The sequence below is a fragment of the Neotabrizicola shimadae genome (assembly GCF_019623905.1).
Lineage (GTDB): Bacteria > Pseudomonadota > Alphaproteobacteria > Rhodobacterales > Rhodobacteraceae > Neotabrizicola > Neotabrizicola shimadae.
Genome location: NZ_CP069370.1, coordinates 2,894,043 through 2,915,000, shown reverse-complemented (window position 1 = coordinate 2,915,000; position 20,958 = coordinate 2,894,043). Strand labels below are relative to the sequence as shown.

General features: G+C 63.0%; 14 protein-coding genes, 3 tRNA genes, 2 rRNA genes and 1 pseudogene (1 of these 20 cut by a window edge). 16 read left to right on the top strand and 4 right to left on the bottom strand.

The window, feature by feature from the left end:
- The 4 genes from JO391_RS14235 to JO391_RS14220 form a co-directional block, all read left to right on the top strand.
- Positions 1-2,575, top strand: a 23S ribosomal RNA gene (locus tag JO391_RS14235); it begins 259 nt to the left of the window's first position.
- 110 nt (positions 2,576-2,685) lie between these two features.
- A 5S ribosomal RNA gene (gene rrf, locus JO391_RS14230) occupies positions 2,686-2,800 on the top strand.
- 76 nt (positions 2,801-2,876) lie between these two features.
- Positions 2,877-2,953 (top strand) — tRNA-Met (locus JO391_RS14225).
- 428 nt (positions 2,954-3,381) lie between these two features.
- Positions 3,382-3,822 carry a hypothetical protein gene (locus JO391_RS14220; RefSeq protein ID WP_220661119.1) on the top strand — a complete coding sequence of 147 codons (441 nt, stop codon included), beginning with the start codon at positions 3,382-3,384 and terminating at the stop codon, positions 3,820-3,822.
- Here the strand turns inward: JO391_RS14220 and JO391_RS14215 are convergent.
- Positions 3,817-4,586 (bottom strand): IS5 family transposase gene (locus JO391_RS14215; protein ID WP_375155668.1). Its coding sequence is split into 2 segments (ribosomal slippage): positions 3,817-4,268 and positions 4,268-4,586, totalling 771 coding nucleotides; the frame shifts between segments, so codons are not numbered across the junction. The genes JO391_RS14220 and JO391_RS14215 overlap by 6 nt on opposite strands.
- 259 nt (positions 4,587-4,845) lie before the next feature.
- On the opposite strand from JO391_RS14215, the pseudogene JO391_RS14210 reads away from it, so the two are divergent.
- Positions 4,846-7,989 (top strand): annotated as a pseudogene (locus JO391_RS14210) (beta strand repeat-containing protein); the annotation flags it as partial.
- A gap of 299 nt (positions 7,990-8,288) precedes the next feature.
- Positions 8,289-9,179 (top strand): calcium-binding protein, encoded by an 891-nt coding sequence (locus JO391_RS14205; RefSeq protein ID WP_220661117.1) that lies wholly within the window; start codon positions 8,289-8,291, stop codon positions 9,177-9,179.
- Between the two features lie 210 nt (positions 9,180-9,389).
- On the opposite strand, the gene JO391_RS14200 is transcribed toward JO391_RS14205, so the two are convergent.
- The 3 genes from JO391_RS14200 to dapF form a co-directional block, all read right to left on the bottom strand.
- Positions 9,390-9,800: a hypothetical protein gene (locus JO391_RS14200; RefSeq protein ID WP_220661116.1), complete on the bottom strand. Its 411-nt coding sequence runs from the start codon at positions 9,798-9,800 to the stop codon at positions 9,390-9,392.
- A gap of 423 nt (positions 9,801-10,223) precedes the next feature.
- Positions 10,224-11,492 (bottom strand): tRNA (N(6)-L-threonylcarbamoyladenosine(37)-C(2))-methylthiotransferase MtaB, encoded by a 1,269-nt coding sequence (gene mtaB, locus JO391_RS14195; protein ID WP_220661115.1) that lies wholly within the window; start codon positions 11,490-11,492, stop codon positions 10,224-10,226.
- A complete protein-coding gene (dapF, locus tag JO391_RS14190) occupies positions 11,489-12,340 on the bottom strand; it encodes a diaminopimelate epimerase (protein WP_220661114.1) in 852 nt (283 codons plus the stop codon). Before dapF ends, mtaB begins: the two co-directional genes overlap by 4 nt.
- Positions 12,341-12,436: 96 nt before the next feature.
- Here dapF and JO391_RS14185 point away from each other — a divergent pair.
- The 10 genes from JO391_RS14185 to JO391_RS14140 all read left to right on the top strand — a co-directional run bounded on the left by JO391_RS14185 (position 12,437) and on the right by JO391_RS14140 (position 20,918).
- Positions 12,437-12,512, top strand: a tRNA-Lys gene (locus tag JO391_RS14185).
- A gap of 76 nt (positions 12,513-12,588) precedes the next feature.
- Positions 12,589-12,664 (top strand) — tRNA-Lys (locus tag JO391_RS14180).
- Positions 12,665-13,329: 665 nt separating this feature from the next.
- Complete coding sequence (locus JO391_RS14175) at positions 13,330-14,085, top strand: acetoacetate decarboxylase (RefSeq protein WP_220661113.1); 756 nt, start codon at positions 13,330-13,332, stop codon at positions 14,083-14,085.
- 25 nt (positions 14,086-14,110) lie between these two features.
- The gene (locus JO391_RS14170; protein WP_220661112.1) at positions 14,111-14,893 is read left to right on the top strand and encodes a 3-hydroxybutyrate dehydrogenase; all 783 of its coding nucleotides are present in this window, start codon (positions 14,111-14,113) and stop codon (positions 14,891-14,893) included.
- A gap of 61 nt (positions 14,894-14,954) precedes the next feature.
- On the top strand, positions 14,955-16,118 hold the full coding sequence (locus tag JO391_RS14165; RefSeq protein ID WP_220661111.1) for a patatin-like phospholipase family protein: 1,164 nt from the start codon (positions 14,955-14,957) through the stop codon (positions 16,116-16,118).
- A 209-nt stretch (positions 16,119-16,327) separates the two neighbouring features.
- Positions 16,328-17,629, top strand: coding sequence for a tyrosine-type recombinase/integrase (locus JO391_RS14160; protein ID WP_259444707.1), 1,302 nt, complete (start codon positions 16,328-16,330; stop codon positions 17,627-17,629).
- Complete coding sequence (locus tag JO391_RS14155) at positions 17,626-18,291, top strand: hypothetical protein (RefSeq protein ID WP_220661110.1); 666 nt, start codon at positions 17,626-17,628, stop codon at positions 18,289-18,291. The genes JO391_RS14160 and JO391_RS14155 overlap by 4 nt, the downstream gene beginning before the upstream one ends.
- A gap of 162 nt (positions 18,292-18,453) precedes the next feature.
- Positions 18,454-18,702 (top strand): helix-turn-helix transcriptional regulator, encoded by a 249-nt coding sequence (locus JO391_RS14150; RefSeq protein ID WP_220661109.1) that lies wholly within the window; start codon positions 18,454-18,456, stop codon positions 18,700-18,702.
- A gap of 630 nt (positions 18,703-19,332) precedes the next feature.
- Positions 19,333-20,436: a virulence-associated E family protein gene (locus JO391_RS14145; protein WP_220661108.1), complete on the top strand. Its 1,104-nt coding sequence runs from the start codon at positions 19,333-19,335 to the stop codon at positions 20,434-20,436.
- Positions 20,437-20,735: 299 nt separating this feature from the next.
- Positions 20,736-20,918 carry a hypothetical protein gene (locus JO391_RS14140; RefSeq protein ID WP_220661107.1) on the top strand — a complete coding sequence of 61 codons (183 nt, stop codon included), beginning with the start codon at positions 20,736-20,738 and terminating at the stop codon, positions 20,916-20,918.
- The last annotated feature ends 40 nt before the right edge of the window (positions 20,919-20,958 follow it).

The following is a 20,958-nucleotide window of genomic DNA, read 5'->3' as shown; positions in this document are numbered from 1 at the left end:
ATCAACAGAGACTCCGCTAGTAGTGGCGAGCGAACGCGGACCAGCCGAGCCTGGAAGAGTGAGCAGAATGGTCTGGAAAGGCCAGCAATATGGGTGACAGCCCCGTATGCGAAGCTCCACGGGACATATTAAGTAGGGCGGGACACGTGTAATCCTGTCTGAAGATCGGGGGACCACCCCCGAAGGCTAAGTACTCCTTGCTGACCGATAGCGAACCAGTACCGTGAGGGAAAGGTGAAAAGCACCCCGACGAGGGGAGTGAAACAGTCCCTGAAACCGAACGCCTACAAGCAGTCGGAGCCGCCTCGAGCGGTGACGGCGTACCTTTTGTATAATGGGTCAACGACTTGGTCTGTCGAGCAAGCTTAAGCCGGTAGGTGGAGGCGCAGCGAAAGCGAGTCTTAAAAGGGCGCATGAGTTCGACGGATCAGACCCGAAACCAGGTGATCTAGCCATGAGCAGGATGAAGGTTGGGTAACACCAACTGGAGGTCCGAACCAACACCCGTTGAAAAGGGTCTGGATGACTTGTGGCTAGGGGTGAAAGGCTAATCAAACCTGGAGATAGCTGGTTCTCCGCGAAAGCTATTTAGGTAGCGCCTCGGACGAATACCCACGGGGGTAGAGCACTGCATGGGTGATGGGGTCCCACAGACTTACTGAGCCTAAGCAAACTCCGAATACCGTGGAGTACTATCCGGGAGACACACATCGGGTGCTAACGTCCGGTGTGAAGAGGGAAACAACCCTGACCTGCAGCTAAGGCCCCTAATTCGTGGCTAAGTGGGAAAGCATGTGGGACGGCCAAAACAACCAGGATGTTGGCTTAGAAGCAGCCATCATTTAAAGATAGCGTAACAGCTCACTGGTCTAGATAAGCTGTCCTGCGGCGAAGATGTAACGGGGCTCAAGCCACGAGCCGAAGCTCAGGATGCACAGCAATGTGCGTGGTAGCGGAGCGTTCTGTGATATAGCTCATCATGTCTTGTCTTGCTCTCGGGCAGGCCATGGACATGGAGAGCTTTCTGTGAAGCCGGGCCGTGAGGCAACCGGTGGAGAGATCAGAAGCGAGAATGTTGACATGAGTAGCGACAAACAGGGTGAGAGACCCTGTCGCCGAAAGCCCAAGGGTTCCTGCTTAAAGCTAATCTGAGCAGGGTAAGCCGGCCCCTAAGGCGAGGCCGAAAGGCGTAGTCGATGGGAACACGGTTAATATTCCGTGGCCAGTGGGATGTGACGGATGCTTACTGTAGTTCGGTCTTATCGGATTGACCGGGCTGCTGCGGTGTCCCTGGAAATAGCCCCACATCAGACCGTACCCCAAACCGACACAGGTGGGCTGGTAGAGTATACCAAGGCGCTTGAGAGAACCACGTTAAAGGAACTCGGCAAAATGCTCCCGTAAGTTCGCGAGAAGGGAGCCCCGTCTGTAGGCAACTATGGGCGGGGGGCACAGACCAGGGGGTGGCGACTGTTTACTTAAAACACAGGGCTGTGCGAAGCCGTAAGGCGACGTATACAGTCTGACGCCTGCCCGGTGCTGGAAGGTTAAAAGGAGGGGTGCAAGCTCCGAATTGAAGCCCCAGTAAACGGCGGCCGTAACTATAACGGTCCTAAGGTAGCGAAATTCCTTGTCGGGTAAGTTCCGACCTGCACGAATGGCGTAACGATCTCCCCGCTGTCTCTAACGTGGACTCAGCGAAATTGAACTGTGTGTCAAGATGCACACTACCCGCGGTTAGACGGAAAGACCCCATGAACCTTTACTCTAGCTTTGCATTGGCATCAGGAATGTGATGTGCAGGATAGGTGGTAGGCATCGAAGCGGGGACGCCAGTTCCCGTGGAGCCTCCCTTGAGATACCACCCTTCGCCTTCTTGATGTCTAACCGCGGCCCGTTATCCGGGTCCGGGACCCTGCATGGTGGGGAGTTTGACTGGGGCGGTCGCCTCCCAAATCGTAACGGAGGCGCGCGAAGGTTGGCTCAGACCGGTCGGAAATCGGTCGTCGAGTGCAATGGCAGAAGCCAGCCTGACTGCAAGTCTGACAAGACGAGCAGAGACGAAAGTCGGTCATAGTGATCCGGTGGTCCCAAGTGGGAGGGCCATCGCTCAACGGATAAAAGGTACTCTGGGGATAACAGGCTGATGATGCCCAAGAGTCCATATCGACGGCATCGTTTGGCACCTCGATGTCGGCTCATCTCATCCTGGGGCTGGAGCAGGTCCCAAGGGTATGGCTGTTCGCCATTTAAAGAGGTACGTGAGCTGGGTTTAGAACGTCGTGAGACAGTTCGGTCCCTATCTGCCGTGGGTGCAGGAGACTTGAGAAGAGTTGACCCTAGTACGAGAGGACCGGGTTGAACGGACCACTGGTGGACCTGTTGTCGTGCCAACGGCAGTGCAGGGTAGCTATGTCCGGACAGGATAACCGCTGAAGGCATCTAAGCGGGAAGCCCCCTTCAAAACAAGGTCTCCCTTGAGAGCCGTGGAAGACCACCACGTCGATAGGCCGGAGGTGTAAGCGCAGCAATGCGTTCAGCTGACCGGTACTAATTGCTCGATTGGCTTGATTTGATCCAGAAACAGCAAGGTCATACGACCCCTGGATCGTCAAAAGCACAAACAAGACCTGGAACAACACTGATGTTCGCCCTGCATTACCGCAGGGCATGTCCCTGATCCGGTCTGGTGGTCATAGCGCAAGCAAAACTCCCGATCCCATCCCGAACTCGGCCGATAAGTGCTGCCGCGCCAATGGTACTGCGTCTCAAGACGTGGGAGAGTAGGTCGCCGCCAGACCTGACCAGGGACAGAACTCTCTCGAACGATCTCAAACCAACCCCGAGCGCCATAAGCCCACGGGGCAAACAACGGACGCGGGGTGGAGCAGCCCGGTAGCTCGTCAGGCTCATAACCTGAAGGCCGCAGGTTCAAATCCTGCCCCCGCAACCAGAAATCCAAGCGAGATCAATGACATACAGCCACCCCCGGGTGGCCGTTCGCATTTGCGCACACCCCGTGGAAGCAACGTGGAAGCACACGACGCAGGGTTAAGGGTGTGGCAGAGGCGCAACGCGCAACGAAAGCGGCGGGAACAGCAGGGTACTGTAACGGACAGTAAAGCCAGACTGTGCTTCGCCGGGACGTCAGCAACGGCCAACAGGCAACGAGCGGCCCAAACCTGACGTCGGAGCCAACGGCAGCGGATGGCCTAACGCGGCCCCTAGCGGTCATAGCCCGTGGCATCCGTTGTGGCAGAAAGTGGGTGCAAATGGTTCGAGCTTCCCTGGCTCTCTCTGTGAAAATACTTTGGGGAGGCCGAGAACTTAGTGCATGATCGTATCTATCCTATGCTGCGGAGGGGCCTATAGGCTTGCGCCATGAGAGAGCCAACAAAGACCGCACCCGAGCAACCCAAGTATTCGCCTTCGCGCTACATGCGCGCCCGTCATCCAGACTTGTTCTCCGACTCGGTGTCGGAAGTGGCATATGAGGTCGGGCGCGAAGTCTTGTCCTACCACCTTGAGACGTTCACCAATCAGAAGGACGAAGCGGCTTTTGAAAGTTTTGCGCAGCGTCTTTGCGAGAAGTTCATAGCGCCGAATATTCGACCTCAAACAGGCCCGGTTGGCGGGGGTGACGGCAAGACTGACGCCGAGACATTCCCCGTATCTCGTGAAATCTCTGCGCGCTGGTTTGTGCGGGACAACGACAAGGCCGGCGGGCGAAAAGCTTTCGCATTCAGCGCCAAGAAGACCTGGCGCTCAAAGATCAAGTCAGACGTTGCCGCCATAGGGTCAGGACTCGTTCTCGTTTCATAGCCAGAACATGACGGTGGCAGCGAGGGCTATGGCGGATAGGAACACCTTCGGGCATCGGTCGTAGCGTGTGGCGACCCTTCGCCAGTCCTTGAGCCTGCCGAACATGATCTCGATCCTGTTGCGACGTTTGTAGCGGCGCTTGTCGTGCTTGATGGGCTTGCTGCGCGACTTGCGGCCTGGGATGCAGGGCCTTATCCCCTTGTCCTTCAACGCATCTCTGAACCAGTCGGCGTCATAGCCCCTGTCAGCCAGCAACCATTCCGCCTTCGGCAGGCCGCCCAACAGGGCCGCCGCACCCGTGTAGTCGCTGACCTGGCCCGATGTCATGAAGAAGCGGATCGGGCGGCCGTCGGCATCGGTGACAGCGTGCAACTTTGTGTTCATGCCCCCTTTGGTTCGGCCGATCGCGCGCCCCCGTTGGTCTCCGTCGCCCCCTTTTTCGACCGCAGGCTGCTCGCCGTGCGGTGCGCCTTCAGGTAAGTCGCGTCGATCATCACCGTCTTCGGAGTGGCGGCCTCCGAGGCCAGGCCGTGCATCATCCGAGCGAAGACGCCCTTGTCACTCCACCGCTTCCAGCGGTTGTAGAGTGTCTTGGGCGGGCCATACTCCTTGGGCGCATCGCACCACCTCAAGCCATTGCGATTGATGAAGATTATCCCGCTCAGGACCCGCCGATCATCGACACGCGGTCTGCCATGGCTCTTCGGAAAGAAGGGCTGAAGTCGCGCCATCTGAGCGTCCGTCAGCCAGAAAAGGTTGCTCATAGTTCAGTCTCCTCACGGAGCCTGAATCATACCCAAACAGCAATATCAATGGGTCCTGAGCCTAGGCTTCGATGCAGGCACCGGGACCTTCACGGGCATCCCGCCTGCGGACTTCAGTGGCTCGCTCATCCTTCGGGTTACGGCGAGTGATGGGACGTTGTCGGTCGATGCCGACTTTACCCTGACCATCGACCCGGTCAACGATCGGCCGATCCTGACGCCCGTTGCCCCGGCCTTTGCCACAATCAGTGAAGATGCCGTGACGAACACCGGTCGGACCGTCGCCCCTTTTCTCGGTGGCGCAGCGACTGACATCGATGGCGATCCGCTCGGGATCGCGGTGACCGGTCAGGACGACGGCAACGGCACCTGGCAGTTCTCGCTCGACAACGGCGCCACCTGGTCCGAGTTCGGGTCGGTCTCCGACGCCGGGGCCCTCTTGCTGCGCGCAACGGACCGGGTGCGCTTTCTGCCCGATGCCCTGAACGGAACCACGGCCGAGTTTACCTATCGTGCCTGGGACGGGAGCGCAGGGTCCGCGGGCGAGTTCCTTGCGGTCACCGAGGGCGCGGACAGCCCGTTAAGCGCGGCATCCGACACCGCCTCCCTCACGGTGACCGCCCGCAACGATGCGCCGGTCCTGAGCTCGGTCAACCCGACCTTCGCGCTGGTCGGCGACAGTGGCAACGTGACTACGCGCAGCATTGCGTCCCTGATCGGCACCAGCATCACCGATGTCGACGAGGGCGCGCTGACACCTGGGATCGCGGTGACCGGCCTGTCGGGCAACGGCACCTGGCAGTACTCGCGCAATGGCGGCACGAGTTGGACCGATTTCGGTGCGCTCGGCGACAGCGCAGCGCGCCTTCTGCTCTCGACCGATCTGGTGCGGTTCGTGCCGACCAGCACGACCGGTGGCCCCGCGTCGCTGAGCTATGTCGGTTGGGACCGCAGCACGGGCAACGCGGGCGCAGTCGCGGATGTGTCGGTGCGGGGCAGCACGACCGCCTTCAGCCTGACGCGGGACATCGCCTCGATCAGCGGGAACGACCTTCTGGTCGGCGGCGAGGGCAACGACACCCTGATCGGGCTGAGCGGGGACGACACGCTGTTGGGCAATGACGGGTCGGACACGCTGGACGGCGGGTCGGGGAATGACAGCCTGGAGGGGGGCGCGGGGAATGACAGCGCCCTCGGCGGGGAAGGTGGGGATCGTTTGATCGGAGGAGCCGGAGCTGACTTCCTTTCCGGCGGCGCAGGTGATGATTTTTTGACGGCGGAGACGATTCTGGGGGCTTATGAAACCCTAGTACGCATCGATTCTGGAGACAGGCTTTTTGGCGGCGACGGGAATGATGTGCTGATTGGAGGCAACTCCACAGAGTTGACGCTGCATGGGGGCTCTGGGAGCGACAGTATCTATAGTTATATCGTGGGCGAGGTATTGGCCGGATCGGGAGATGACATTGTTCTCATTTCTGGTGCCAGTAACTCTCTACCTGGCCTAATTGATGGAGGCGATGGACGGGACACCTTGAGTTCTGCTTGGTCGCCACTTGGCGGCGGGGCCAGCCCAGACATGGCTCGGGTGCGGAACTTTGAAGTAATTCATGCAGTATTCGCAGATTCTCTCATCCTGAATGATGCAAACGTTGCCGCTGGCGAGGTTCTGACGGTCATTGGCAACCCTGCGTCTGCAATACTGATTGACGGCTCTGCCGAGAGGAACGGGCGCCTTGAAATCGTCGGAAACAATTCAACGAACGGAGATGGGGACGAAATACTAGGAGGCTTTGGAGACGATACGATTACTGGTCTTGGTGGCAACGACAGTCTCTCGGGCAACGATGGACATGATCAAATCTCTGGAGGTGAAGGCAATGACGTTCTCACCGGAGCCAACGGTGACGACCTGATCGATGCCGGAACGGGGTTCGACACGGCGGTCTTCTCTGGCGCCTTCGCGGATTACCTGATCACGGAAGACAACGTGAACGGTCGTCTGATCGTGACGGACCTGCGCGGGATCGACGGCGAGGACACGCTGATCAGCGTGAACCGGCTGCAGTTCGCGGATCAGGCGGTGGATGTGGTGATCCCCGGGGTTCTGCTGATCGGGACCGATCTCGCGGACACGATCGCGGGCGGCGAAGGCACCGACAGTCTGGACGGCCAGGGCGGGGACGACACGCTGTTGGGCAATGACGGGTCGGACACGCTGGACGGCGGGTCGGGGAATGACAGCCTGGAGGGGGGCGCGGGGAATGACAGCGCCCTCGGCGGGGAGGGCGAGGACCTGATCGAGACAGGGGATGGTAACGACACGGTGGATGCCGGGGCGGGCGATGACCTGATCGTGGGCGGCAACGGCGCGGGGAACGACCGCTACACCGGCGGCGCGGGCATCGACACCGTCCGCTACACCAGCGCGATCACGGGCATCTTGGTTGATCTCGCCGCCACCACGGCCAGCGGGGCCGAGATCGGCAGTGATCGGCTGTTTCAGATCGAGAACATCATCGGCGGGCAGGGCAGTGACTCGATCCGCGGCAGTGCGGCAGCCAACCGACTGGATGGTCACACCGGCGCGGATACGCTGGAGGGGATTGGCGGCAACGACACCTATGTGGTCGACCGGCTGACGGATGTGGTCATCGAACAGGCGGGTGGCGGGACGGACACGATCATCGCCCTGGTGGATGCCATCGTGCTTGGGGCCGAGGTCGAGAACCTGGTCCTGGGCGGCACGGTCGGCCGCGGCACCGGCAATGCGCTGAACAACAGCCTCACCGGCAACAGCGCCGCGAACCGGCTGGAAGGGGGTGCAGGGAATGACACGCTCGACGGCGCCGGCGGCGCGGACAGTCTGATCGGCGGGGCGGGCAACGACCTCTATGTGGTCGATGCCGGCGGGGACCGGGTCTACGAGACAACGACCACATCGAGCGCCATCGATGCTGGTGGCATGGACACCATCCGCAGCGCCGTGAGCTTCGACCTCGATGCCAGCGCCGGTGTCAGGTTCGTCGAGACCCTAATCCTGACGGGAACGGCGAACTCGACCGCATCCGGTAATGCGCTGGCAAACCTGCTCATCGGCAACAGCGGAGCGAATGTGCTGGATGGGAGAGCGGGTGCTGACACGATGATCGGCGGCGGGGGCAACGATCGCTACATCGTCAGCGCGACGGGTGACCAGGTCTTTGAGACAACAACCCAAGCCAGCACGACCGATGCGGGCGGCACCGACACTATCGAGTCCAGGGTGAGCTTCAGTCTGGATGCCTATGTCGGCGTGCGCTTCGTTGAGCATCTGATCCTGACCGGCACCGCAAACACCAGTGGCACAGGCAATGCCCTGGCGAACCGCCTGACCGGCAGCGCAGGAAACAACCTGCTCAACGGGGGGCTGGGTGCCGACACCATGATCGGTGGGGCCGGGAACGACATCTATGTCGTCGAACGGTCGGCAGATCGCCTCATCGAAACACTCGACGTGGGAAGTGCCATCGACGCCGGCGGTGTCGACGAGGTTCGCAGTACCGTGACCTTCAGCCTGGACGCCTCTGCCGGGGTCCGCTTCGTGGAGAACCTGACCCTCACGGGCGCCGGCAACACTACGGGTACGGGCAATGGGCTCGCCAACATCCTGATCGGCAATGGGGGGCGAACCTCCTCGTCGGTGGCGCGGGCGCCGATACCATGATCGGTGGGGCTGGGGATGACATCTACGGCGTCACGTCCGCGGCAGACATGGTCTTTGAGACCAAATCCATCGCAAGCGCACTTGATGCAGGCGGCCAGGACGAGGTTCAGAGTTCGGTGTCGTTCAGCCTGGACGCCCATGCGGGCGTCCGGTTCGTCGAACGGCTGACGCTGACCGGCACCGGAAACACAGGCGCGACCGGCAACGCGCTGGCCAACGTCCTGACCGGCAATGCCGGCTCAAACACGCTGGTGGGTGGCGCGGGGGCCGACACCATGATCGGCGGGGCTGGAGATGACATCTACGGTGTCACCTCCTCCGCCGACCAGGTCCATGAAACCACCACCATCACGAGCGCCCTTGACGCCGGCGGCCGGGACGAGGTGCAGAGTTCGGTGGCGTTCAACCTGGATGCATATCTCGGGGTGCGGTTCGTCGAGAACCTGGTACTGACAGGCACAGGCAACATCGCCGGCATTGGCAATGCGCTGGCGAACAGGATCACCGGCAATGCCGCCAACAACGTGATCAACGGCGGCCTCGGTGCCGATACCCTGACCGGCGGTTTCGGTAACGATGCCTTCGTCTTCAGCGCGGCCCTCGGCGGCGGCAACATTGATCGGATCACTGACTTCAGTGCCGTAGATGACACGATCAGGCTGGACGACCTTGTCTTCTCGGGCATGGCCACCGGAGCGCTCGCCGCATCTGGCTTTGTCTCGAACCTGACCGGGAACGCCACGGATGTTCTGCACCGGGTGATCTACGAGACGGACACGGGTCGGCTCTTCTTCGACGCCGACGGCAACGGGTCCGGCGCCCGCGTTCAGTTCGCGACACTGTCCGCTGGGTTGACACTTACCGCGGCCGATTTCTTCGTAGTGTGATTGGTTCGTGGCATGGGCGCTCGTTTCGACAGGAGGGCGGAGCGTTACCTGTTCAGCCCTGCAGTGTCCTGTACGGAGGACTGTGCTCGGAAACGGTGCTCTTCGGTGTCTTGGGTCGCGCGTTGCTCCGATGGCATTCAAGTACTAGGTCGGTTCGGCAAAGGCCAAATCCTGCCCACGCAGCCAGATTTACGGTAGTGGATCAAGACGTTACAGGCCGCCCATCCGGGCGGCTTCTTGTTGCGTCGGCAAGACCCATTTAAGCAACGGGGAGGCACAAGAGGCCAAGTCAAGGGTGCCCAGGTCCGTCCGCAGTAGATACTTCGCCTGATGCGCGTGTGGCATGGGCTGCGCGGGTATCACACGCCGCGAAAGGACATCGGGCAGGTTCGGGAACAGTGGCGGGGTGGTAGGGTCCGATAAGCCATCGACGGAACGCAGAGCGCTTTGCTGGCGGATGGTCAAAGCGGCGGCGTAGTTCGAGTTCAGCAACCCCGTCGACACCCGCCGCTCAATCCGGTCGGCCTCATTCTCACCGGGCAAGGCTGGCACGGGCAGGGGCGGCAACGGCGTTGCACCAGAGTTTTCCGCCGCCCGCGCATCGTTGCCCAGCACATTCACGTCGAGTGTATCGTCATGGGATGGCGTACCATCCGGAGTTGGTCCGGCGCCTGAAGATCGACATCCGGTTCTGCGACCCAATCAACCGGCGGGAAAAGAATCCCCCGGACTGTTTTCTGATCCGCCTCATACGCGGAAGCGCGGATCGGACGAAAACACCAACGGCCTCCTGCGCCGTTTCTGCCCAACGGGGCCGACCTCCGCCAGTCCTCCAAGCGCTATGTCGACCATATCGCCAGGCTCATGAACAATCGCCCACGGAAAGCCCTAGGGCGGAAAGCCCCGGCTCAGCCCCTCACCGAGCAAACTGAAGGCGCAGCCGCAAGTGTTGCGATTGGAGCTTGAGTCATCAAATCGCAGGCGCGGCGCCGTAACGCATTGAAAACGCTTACTACGACAAGGCGTCCGAGCTCGGGCGCCCCGTCAGGCCACCAGCTGCCCGCCCTCGTGCCCCAGGATGGTTGCGGTCACGATCCGGCCTTCGGGCTGGTCCTCCCCGAAGACCACCTCGGTGAACTGCGGCGTCCGCCCCATCCGGGCCGTCTCCATCAGCACCGGGTGGACGGCCCCTACCTGGGCGCCCAGGTGCCGGGTCAGCGCCAGCTCCCCCTCGGCCCTCAGCCGCGCCGCCCTCTCCCGGATGATCGGCCCCTTCACTTGAGGCATCCGCGCCGCCGGCGTCCCCTTTCGCGGGCTGAACGGAAAGACATGCAGGTAGGTCAGCCCGCAGTCCTCGACCAGCTTCAGCGACTGGCCGAACATCTCCTCGGTCTCGGTCGGGAACCCCGCGATCAGGTCCGCCCCGAACACCATGTCGGGCCGCAGGCGCCGCGCCTCCTCGCAGAACCGGATCGCATCCTCCCGCAGGTGCCGCCGCTTCATCCGCTTCAGGATCAGGTCATCCCCCGCCTGCAGGGAAAGGTGCAGGTGAGGCATCAGCCGCGGCTCCGACGCAATGGCCTCCATCAGCATCGGGTCCGCCTCGATCGAGTCGATGGAACTGATCCGAAGCCGCGCCAGGTCCGGCACCAGCCGAAGGACCCGCATCACCAGGTCGCCCAACCGCGGTGTGCCCGGCAGGTCCGCGCCCCAGGACGTCAGGTCTACTCCGGTCAGGACGACCTCAAGGAACCCCTTGTCCACCAGCCGCCGGATCTGCTCGACCACCACCCCGGCGGGAACCGACCGCGAATTCCCCCGGCCATAGGGGATGATGCAGAAGGTGCAGCGGTGGTCGCAGCCGTTCTGGACCTGCACATAGGCCCGCACCCGCCCGAACCCGTCGATCAGGTGGCCGGCGGTTTCCTTCACCGAGAGGATGTCGTTGACCTGCACCCGCTCGGTCGACCCGATCAGGTCGGGCACGGCCAGCGCGTTCCACGTCTCGGCCTGCATCTTTTCGTGGTTGCCCACGACCTTCGTGACCTCGGGCATGGCCGCAAAGGTCTCGGGCTCTGTCTGCGCCGCGCAGCCGGTGACGATGACCGCCGCGCCGGGGTTCTCCCGCGCCAGCCGCCGGATTTCCTGCTTGGCCTTGCGCACCGCTTCGGCCGTGACCGCGCAGGTGTTCACGACCACCGCACCATCCAGCCCTACCGCCGCGGCAAGTTCCTTCATCGCCTCTGTTTCATAGGCATTCAACCGGCAGCCAAGCGTGGCAAAGACCGGCGGGCGAGGGGACAACTCGTTCATGCCAGGGCCGCCAGGTAATCCGGCGACAGCCAGCCGTCGAACACATGGGCGACCGGCCCGGTCATCCAGACCCCGTCCTCGCGCCAGTCGATGGAAAGCCGCCCACCGTCCACGTCGATCTCGACCGCCCGTCCGGTCAATCCCCGCAGATGGGCTGCCACCGCAACAGCGCAAGCGCCCGAGCCGCAGGCGAGCGTAACTCCAGCGCCCCGTTCCCAGACCCGCATCCGAAGGTGGTCGGGGCCTGTCAGGCTGACGAACTCCACATTCGTCCGTTCGGGGAACAGCGGGTCATGTTCGACGGCCGAGCCGCGACCCACCACATCCTCGGCCTCGGCATCGGCCACGATGAACACGCAATGCGGGTTGCCCATGCCCACAGCCACCGGATCGCCAGGCAGCGGCAGATGCAGGAGATCCACCTCGCGCGCCAGGGGCAGCGCACGCCAGTCCAGCACCGGCGGCCCCATGTTCACGCTGACCAACCCACTGTCCAGCCGCCGCGCCTGCAACTCGCCGCGCGCCGTGACCAGCCGCACCACCTCGCGTCCGAGGCCCGCCATCACAAGATCCGATACGCAGCGCGTGGCATTGCCGCAGGCGCCAGCCCGGCTGCCATCCGCGTTCCAGAAGTCCAGGGCGAAATCGGCCCCTGCATGATCCGGGCCGGCATCGCGAATCTCGGCCAGTTGGTCGAAGCCGACGCCGCGATGCCGATCGCCAAGCGCGCGCGCCAGCGCCGGGGTCGTCACCGCCCCGCGCCCGCGCGAGTCGATCACGACAAAGTCGTTGCCAAGGCCATGCATCTTCAGGAAGCGCAGGCCGGACTTGGGAAAGCTCTGGTCCATTCCGGCGCATATACGCGCCTTCGCCGCATCTTTCCAGCTTTCGCCGATTTCCCCTTGCGCCTGTCGGGCAACGGGGGTATCCGCCGCGCCAAGGATGGGCCGTTAGCTCAGTTGGTAGAGCAGCTGACTCTTAATCAGCTTGTCGAAGGTTCGAATCCTTCACGGCTCACCATCCTTCTTTCCCAAAGGAATGCTGCCAACAAAGCGGGTTGACGCCCAAGGGCGCATGCCGTAGCAGGCGCCTGCGTGGGCCCGTAGCTCAGTTGGTAGAGCAACTGACTTTTAATCAGTGGGTCACAGGTTCGAATCCTGTCGGGCTCACCATGAAGATCAAGAACTTGGCATCCCAAGCCGATCAAGCGGAAGCGTCCCGGCGACCACTTGGTTACCGCGCCGACGCACTCGGCATCCTAGATGTTCCTTGCCTTCTGTCGCGTGCAGGTCGTTGAGTCGCCATGCGCGCCCTCCGGCCCGCGCTGCCCAGTGAAATCCGTGCAGGTGAGGGCCGCCTTTTGCGTCATTGCGGCGTGCGGATGGTGTTCCAGGCGCGGTCAAGGGCCCGCAGCGCCGGCCCTTAAGCCCCGGCTTCGGCATGATGTCGTTCATGTGGACCGACGGGAACACGATGTCATGGCCCGTCGCCCCGACCGGATCATCGCCAGCATCTCCGCGTTCAAGGAACCGGTGTCCCGTGTCGCCTCGATGCCGACTTCGTCGGTAGGCTTCCGCGGAATCTCGGGGTGGTCGCCCCAGTTGCTCAGGGAGCGATTGCCCGCCGCCGCCGGAAGACGCCGAGCGTGCGGGCGCTCGAGCTGCACCGCCCCCCGTCGCGCGCGACCGTCAGCCTAGGTCTTGCGCCTTTTCGCCGGGCAAGCGGCCGGAAACCGCAGGTTCCTGTGAACTTGCCTTGCGATTGTCATGCTTCGGTGATCGGCTGGCCCCATGCCGGCAGTGTCGGCCAGTGGGCAGATTACAGGCGAGGATTCGGAATGAAGCTTCAGGACGTGCGCAACAAGGCCTTTGCGATGCCGGTGAACAACCCGGCCTATCCGCCGCCGCCCTACAAGTTCTACAACCGCGAATTCGTCATCATCAGCTATCGCACCGACCCGGAACTGCTGCGCCAGGTGGTGCCCGAGCCGCTGGAGGTGATCGGCGATACGGTGAACTACGAATTCATCCGGATGCCCGATTCCACCGGCTTCGGCGACTACACCGAAACCGGGCAGGTGATCCCGGTCCGCTACACCGCGCCCGATGGCACGGTGCAGGAAGGCGGCTATGTCCATGCCATGTATCTGGACGACAATTCACCCATCGCCGGCGGGCGTGAAATCTGGGGTTTCCCCAAGAAACTGGCTTCGCCGAAAGTGCAGCACGAACAGGAAACCCTGGTCTGCACCCTGCATTACGGCTCGGTCCTCTGCGCCACGGCAACCATGGGCTACAAGCACCGCGAACTGGACACCGCGCCGATCGCCAAGGCCCTTGCCAAACCCGCCTTCCTTCTGAAGGTCATCCCGCATGTCGATTGCAGTCCCCGGGTGTGCGAACTGGTGCGCTATTACTGCGAGGACGTGACGGTGAAAGGCGCCTGGGCCGGACCCGCGGCGCTTCAGTTCTTTGACCACGCGCTCTGCGACGTGGCCCGCCTTCCGGTGCGCGAGGTCATCGGCGCCACACATTACATCTGCGACCTGACGCTCGGTCTGGGCACGGTCGTTCACGATTACCTGGCCGACTGACGCACGGCCCTGACAGGAGACCAACATGGCCCGTTTCACCAATCGCATAGGCATCATCACCGGCGCCGCCAGCGGCATCGGCAAGGAGATCGCGCTGCGCTTTGCCGCCGAGGGTGGCACCCCGGTCATTGCCGACCTGAACCTCGCCGCGGCTCAGTCGACGGCGGAAGAGATCAAGGCCAAGGGCAGCGATGCCTTCGCCGTGGCGATGAATGTCACCGACGAGGCCGAGGTCGAGGCCGGGGTAGCCGCCGTGGCCGCGAAGTACGGCCGCATCGACGTGCTGGTGTCGAATGCCGGCATCCAGATCGTGCATCCCTTCGTCGATTTCCCCTTCTCGGACTGGAAGAAGCTGACCTCGATCCACCTGGACGGGGCGTTCCTCACGACGAAGGCCTGCCTGAAGCACATGTATGCCGCGAACTACGGCCGCGTGGTCTACATGGGTTCGGTCCACTCGCACGAGGCGTCCAAGCTGAAGGTCGCCTATGTCACGGCCAAGCACGGGCTTCTGGGCATGGCGCGGGTGCTGGCCAAGGAAGGCGCAGAACACAATGTCACCGCCAACGTTGTCTGCCCCGGCTTCGTGCGTACGCCGCTGGTGGACAAGCAGATCCCCGAACAGGCGAAAGAGTTGGGGATCACCGAAGATGAGGTGATCCGCAATGTGATGCTGAAGGACACGGTCGACGGCGAGTTCACCACGACCGATGACGTGGCGGATGCTGTGCTTTTCTTTGCCGGCGCCACGTCGAACGTCATGACCGGGCAATCCCTGGTCGTCAGCCACGGCTGGTACATGCAGTAAGCTTGCTTGGGGCGGGGCTGCCCGGCCCTGCCCGCCGTCGCATCCGTCAGAAGGCCTCCCCATGCCCCCCAAGCGCACCACCCCCTCGCCTGCCGCCGCCTCGATCCGCCCGCCCTTCGACCGGATCGCGCTCGTGCTGCAGGGGGGCGGGGCGCTTGGCTCCTATCAGGGCGGCGTCTATCAGGCGCTGGCCGAGGCCGGCATCCACCCCGACTGGGTCGCGGGCATCTCGATCGGCGCGATCAATGCCGCCATCATCGCCGGCAACGACCCGGCCGACCGGGTGGCCCGGCTCCGGCAGTTCTGGGAACGGGTCAGCGAACCGCCGCTTGGCGTGCCCTACCTGCCTGTCGCCATCGACGACTTCTCGCACCTCTGGATCAACCGGATGCGTGCCTTCGGCATCCTGTCCTTCGGGGCGCCCGACTTCTTTCGCCCGCGCTGGCCCCCGGTGATCAGCACGCCCGCCTCGGGCTTCGGCCGCCTCAGCTTCTACGATGTCACGCCCGTCCGGAATCTCTTGGGCGAACTGGTCGATTTCGACCGCATCAACCGCGGCGCAACCCGGCTCAGCGTCGGGGCAACCAATGTCCGCACCGGGAACTTCCTGTATTTCGACAGCGAAACCGCCCCTTTGTCGGTTGACCACGTCCTTGCCAGCGGCGCCCTTCCGCCGGGCTTTCCCGCCGTCCAGATCGACGGCGAACATTACTGGGACGGCGGCGTCGTCTCAAACACGCCCCTCGACTGGATCCTCGACAGCCCCGACCGCAAGGACAGCCTGATCTTCCAGGTGGATCTGTGGAACGCCCGCGGCGAGATTCCGCGCGACATGATGGAGGTCGACCTCCGCCAGAAGGAAATCCGCTTTTCCAGCCGCACCCGCCTGGCCAGCGACCACTTCCGCAAGTCGCAGACCCTGCGTCGCGCGATGCACGCGCTCCTGGAGCGCCTGCCGCCCGAAATACGGCAACTGCCCGAGACCGAGCTTCTGGCCGCCGAGGCCGACGAATCCAGCTACACCATCGCGCAGCTCATCTACCGGGCGCGGAACTACGAAGGCTCGTCCAAGGACTACGAGTTTTCCCGCCGCACGATGGAGGAACACTGGGCCGCCGGCCTTGCCGACACCCGCCGGACCCTCGCGCACCCCGAACTCCTGCAACCCGCAACCCGCGAAGAAGCCGTCCGCGTGTTCGACCTGGGTAAACCTGCCCAGCCCTGATTGCCAAGGCGCCCAAGCGGGTTGTCTGATGGGGAAATGGCGGACCCGGAGGCCGCCTGAGAGCAGCTTCACCCTGTCGCAGGATGACGCACGGGTGCATGGAAACATGAACTCAATCAAGCTTCTGGCGCCAATGCCGTCTGTCACCATTGCATCCTGTCGCATTTAGAAGCAAACTAGTGGATGGGTTTGATGAGGGGTATTAACCGGTGCCCAAGCTGGCCACAGAACTCGGAGCATTGGACGTTAAGCGACTTGTCCACGGCGGCGGCAAGGGCAACTCCATGGTGGCCGTCGGTGGGGTGACGGGGCTTTACGTCCAGATCACGCCGAATGGCGCGAAGACCTGGATCCTGAGAATGCGGATCGGCGAGCGGCGCCGGGACTTCGGGCTCGGTGGCTATCCGACGGTGACCCTGGCTCAGGCCCGCGACAAGGCGAGAGAGGCGCGTGCCAAGGTGGAGAGCGGCATAGACCCTGTCGAGGAGCGCAAGTCGGCCCGCGCTCGGATCATCGCATCGCAACGCAGGGGGCTCCTGTTCTCGGAAGCGGTCGATCGCGCGCTTGTCTCAAAGATTGATGCCTTCCGGAACGAGAAGCATCGAAAGCAGTGGAGGTCGACCCTCGACACCTACGCCCTCCCGGTAATCGGCCACATGCCCCTGCAGGACATCGCCGTCCATGACGTGCTGCGGGTACTGGAACCGATCTGGGCGACGAAGACGGAAACGGCCTCCCGCCTGCGTGGTCGGATCGAGGCGGTCTTGTCCTGGGCCACGGTTTCCGGCCACCGCACGGGCGACAATCCTGCCCGATGGGCGGGAAACCTCAAGGAATTGCTTCCGGCCGCAAGCAAGGTGGCGAAGGAGGACAATCAGCCTGCCCTGCAACTGAAGGATGCACCTGCCTGGTACGCGGAACTCAAGGATCGTCAGGGTTTCGTCGCTCGGGCCCTGGAGTTCCTCGCCCTGACCGCTGCCCGCTCCGGAGAAGTCCGCGGCGCCCAATGGGACGAGATCGACTTCGAGCACCGGTTGTGGATCATCCCCGCCTCTCGGATGAAGATGCAGCGGGAGCATCGGGTTCCGCTTTCTCAACAGGCTCTCGACCTTCTCGCGGCGCTTCCCCGGCTGGATACGAACCCGCTGGTCTTCCCAGCCGCACGTGGCGGCCCCCTGTCCGATATGGCCCTCTCGATGCTGATGAAGCGCCAGCACGCAGCCTCCATCGAGGCGGGCGGGCCGGGCTTTGTCGATCGCGTGACGAAGCGTCCCGCCGTTCCGCACGGGATGCGCAGCACCTTCAGGGACTGGGTCGCGGAACGCACGCAGTATCCGGGTGAGATGGCGGAGGTCGCTCTTGCCCATCGGATCAGCAATGCGGTCGAGGCCGCCTATCGGCGTGGCGACATGGTCGAGAAGCGGCGGGCGATGATGGAAGACTGGGCGGGGTTCCTTCGTGGTAGGGAGGCGGAGGCAACCGAAAAGGGCGCGACATCGGAGCTTCAATGATGTCTTCAGCCACTCATAGTCGGTTCCTGCCACTCTTTTCCCCGGATGGCACTTGGGCTGCGGAACGCCCTGATCTCTGGCTCCTCGCTCGCTTGAGTCGCTCGGACAAGCAGGACGACGAAGTCGCCCAAATCTATCGCACCATGCTCGATTCCGACGCTAACTCGCCCGTCAATGACTTCGAGAGAGATGTTCGAAAGCACACGATCGGCCAGAACACGGGTCCTCGGGTTCGAGCGGGAGAGGTTGTCCTGGAAAGTTGGCGGATCATGGAACACACCGGGCACGTTCCGAAGCTTTCCCACGCGCTTGCCCTCGTGGCGCTCGGTGTCCAAGGGGATGCCCGCAAGGCCGGGCATGAAGCGAAGGTCAAGAACTTCCGGGACGACTTCAGTCTCTATCGGAACACCGCGCACCTACAAGGTGCCCTCGTCCTGTGGTCGCACATGGGAGCCTTGTTCGAGGGCGACGAGGCCGAAACGAGGCGCTTCCTCGCATGTGCTCGGGCGCTGGAGCAGGTCATGGATGCAGTTGCCGCCCTTTCCACATTGGCCTGGTCACCGTGGCGCATACCTTCCGTCATCGAGCCAGCCATCCCCGCCAGGCCGGCACCGCTGTCAAAGGCCGATCTCGTGGCTCTGGGCCCCTCGTTTGGGGTCTGACCGGCGTCCCTTCGACGCAACTGCGCTGCGATAAAGCCGGGCATATGGGCCAGTCCGCGACCCCATGCGACGAGGGGCACCTCAAGATTTTGGAGGGATCGGCAAGGCCGCAGGCCTGAACGATGGTGCGGGCAAGCGCATCCAGCGCCAAGGAGACGCACCTTGCCCATTCCGGAATTCATCGCAGGCCGGCCCGGCCGCTCTATCCTACCCCCGGTCTACCTGGCTGACCGCGCGGTCGCCCGCCGCTACGGCGTCCATCGTTCGACCCCTTGGCGCTGGTTGCGGTCCGATCCCTCCTTCCCGAAGCCGGTCTCCTTGTCGCCTGGCTGCACCCGCTGGCGGCTGGAGGATCTTGAAGTCTGGGAGCAGGGCAGGGCTGACGCCATCGAGAAGGCAGGCAAGCCGTGACTTCACCGTCCAGATCCCAACTCCGGACAAGCGGAGGCAGTCCTCCCGTGTGTTCATCTACCCTCGCGCGCCAAGCGTCGCCGATTGCGCGCAGGGCCGGGAAAACTCTTGGATACGCGCTGGTCCGCAACACCCCAACGGGCTGGTCGGTCTTCAGCGACTGGATCGCCTTGCACGTGCCGCTTCATGACCGCTCCTCGGTGGCCTTCGCTGCGTTACGCTCCCTTCCTGACGCCGCGCGCCGGTTGGTCGTGTCGGCCGCACTCTGGGCCGAAGCCGATCCTCCTACAGCCGGCCAACCGCTTCCGCCGCTCCGGGACGTGCACGACGAGGCAGCCGATTGGGCGCGCTTCGCCTCGTCGACCGAGCGCCGCGCCTATCTCGGAGCGATCTGGCGATCAATCCCATATTCCGACCGTCAAGCTTTCCTTTTCCACATTCGAGGCCAGGACCATGGCTAGACGGAGTGCCGCACGGACAGAGACGGAGCAGGTACTCGGCTCCGTCAAGGCGCCCACCGTCGACGACCTCGCACCCCAGCCAACGCCACCGAGACAGGGGCGTCACGAACGCTGGTCCGTCGACTTGGCCTGCTCGACCATGGAGACCGATCCAGCATGGGCTGGCGTCTTGGCCTACGACGAGCTCTCGGCGCTTCCGGTCCTTCTTCGACCCATGCCCGGTTCAAGGACGCCGAAGTCGACATTCACTCCTCGGCCGCTTCGCGATGCTGACATCACCGCCGCAGTGCGCTGGTTCAACCGCGCCGGCCATCCGAACGCTCCCCGCGCAGCTGTTGCAGACGCACTCGCTTTCGTCGCGGGTGAGCATATGCTCTCGCCGATCCGAGACTACCTCGAAGGCCTACAGTGGGACGGAAAGCCGCGAGTGGCCGATTGGTTGGAGCGGTACTGCGGCGTGGCGCCCGCCAACTTCGCGCGGAAAGTCGGGCAAGCTTGGCTCGTTTCGGCCGTCGCCAGGGCATTGCAGCCGGGGTGCAAAGCGGACTGCGTGCTGGTGCTGGAAGGTCCGCAGGGGGCAGGTAAATCCTCCGCGTTGCGCATTCTGGCCGGGGAAGCATGGTTCCACGACGGGCTCGCCGACCTTCACTCGAAGGACGCCAGCCTGGCTTTGCGCGGCAAGTGGGTCATCGAATTGCCTGAACTTGCCGCGATGCGACGCACGGACATCGAGGCGGCGAAAGCCTTTCTTTCGCGCACGGAGGAGCGATACCGTCCCCCGTACGCTCACACTGAGGTGGTGGAGCCGCGCCGCTGCGTGTTTGCCGCAACGACCAATCGAGTTGACTACCTGAACGACGAGACCGGCGGGCGTCGGTTCTGGCCGGTCAAAGTCGGGAAAACTTCGCTGGCTGACCTTGCGGCGGACCGCGACCAAATTTGGGCAGAGGCGGTCGCGCTGTTTCGGTCCGGCACAATTTGGTGGTTGGACCGAGTGGACGAGGAAGAGGCCGCGCTAACTGTCGCCTCCCGTGCAAGCGACGATCCTTGGACAGCAGATGTCCTGTCCGCGGTCGCAGATAAGGCTGAGTCCAGCACCAAAGACGTGTTGCAGCTTCTGGGCATACCGTTGGAGCGTCGAGGCAAGCCTGAGGCGATGAGGGTGGCCTCGATCCTTACGAGGGCCGGCTGGCAACGTCGAGGGAAGTTCACGAGCGGTCCTAACCGCGATCTCGCCCTCTACGTCGCGCCTGATGCCAGCGACCCGGATTGAGGTTGACGGCTACGGCACCTCGGCCGACTTGGAGCGCGGAACGTCGCGCATGAACTCAACACAAGCGCGGGATAGTTTTCACCGCGGAACCTTGCGGAACCCTTTCCCACGAAACACTTCTGCTCACTTTAGAGCCTTGAAAAGCTGACAGGACTTGGCCCCATGTCTATCTCTACTTTTCACCGCTCGGGCCGAAACCTAACGCAGTTAGCGGGCTTAGAAGAAATACCCGCGCAAAGGTTCCGCACGTTCCGCCCGCCGATTGGAATGGCGCAATGCTCGGCCACGAGAGCGGCGGAATGAAACGGACGCTGGCGCTGCAATACGCGGACATTCTTGCCATTTCTGGCAACGGGGAGTGTGAGAAGGTTGTCTACAAACAAATCAGCGATGACCTCAATCTGGATGGCGAGGTTGTGACCGCTATGGATCCAGCTGCTTGGGAATGTGGAAATCCGCAAGATGCGGCTGGAGGCGTCTAAGACGCCGCCGGCATCGCAACCTGCTGGCGATGGTGATACC

Excerpts from the sequence above, each read along its gene's own strand:
- JO391_RS14205 (WP_220661117.1), top strand. The coding sequence starts at position 8,289 with ATGATCGGTGGGGCTGGGGATGACATCTACGGCGTCACGTCCGCGGCA.
- JO391_RS14140 (WP_220661107.1), top strand. The coding sequence starts at position 20,736 with ATGAAACGGACGCTGGCGCTGCAATACGCGGACATTCTTGCCATTTCT.
- JO391_RS14165 (WP_220661111.1), top strand. The coding sequence starts at position 14,955 with ATGCCCCCCAAGCGCACCACCCCCTCGCCTGCCGCCGCCTCGATCCGC.
- JO391_RS14175 (WP_220661113.1), top strand. The coding sequence starts at position 13,330 with ATGAAGCTTCAGGACGTGCGCAACAAGGCCTTTGCGATGCCGGTGAAC.
- JO391_RS14155 (WP_220661110.1), top strand. The coding sequence starts at position 17,626 with ATGATGTCTTCAGCCACTCATAGTCGGTTCCTGCCACTCTTTTCCCCG.
- dapF (WP_220661114.1), bottom strand. The coding sequence starts at position 12,340 with ATGGACCAGAGCTTTCCCAAGTCCGGCCTGCGCTTCCTGAAGATGCAT.
- JO391_RS14220 (WP_220661119.1), top strand. The coding sequence starts at position 3,382 with ATGAGAGAGCCAACAAAGACCGCACCCGAGCAACCCAAGTATTCGCCT.
- mtaB (WP_220661115.1), bottom strand. The coding sequence starts at position 11,492 with ATGAACGAGTTGTCCCCTCGCCCGCCGGTCTTTGCCACGCTTGGCTGC.
- JO391_RS14170 (WP_220661112.1), top strand. The coding sequence starts at position 14,111 with ATGGCCCGTTTCACCAATCGCATAGGCATCATCACCGGCGCCGCCAGC.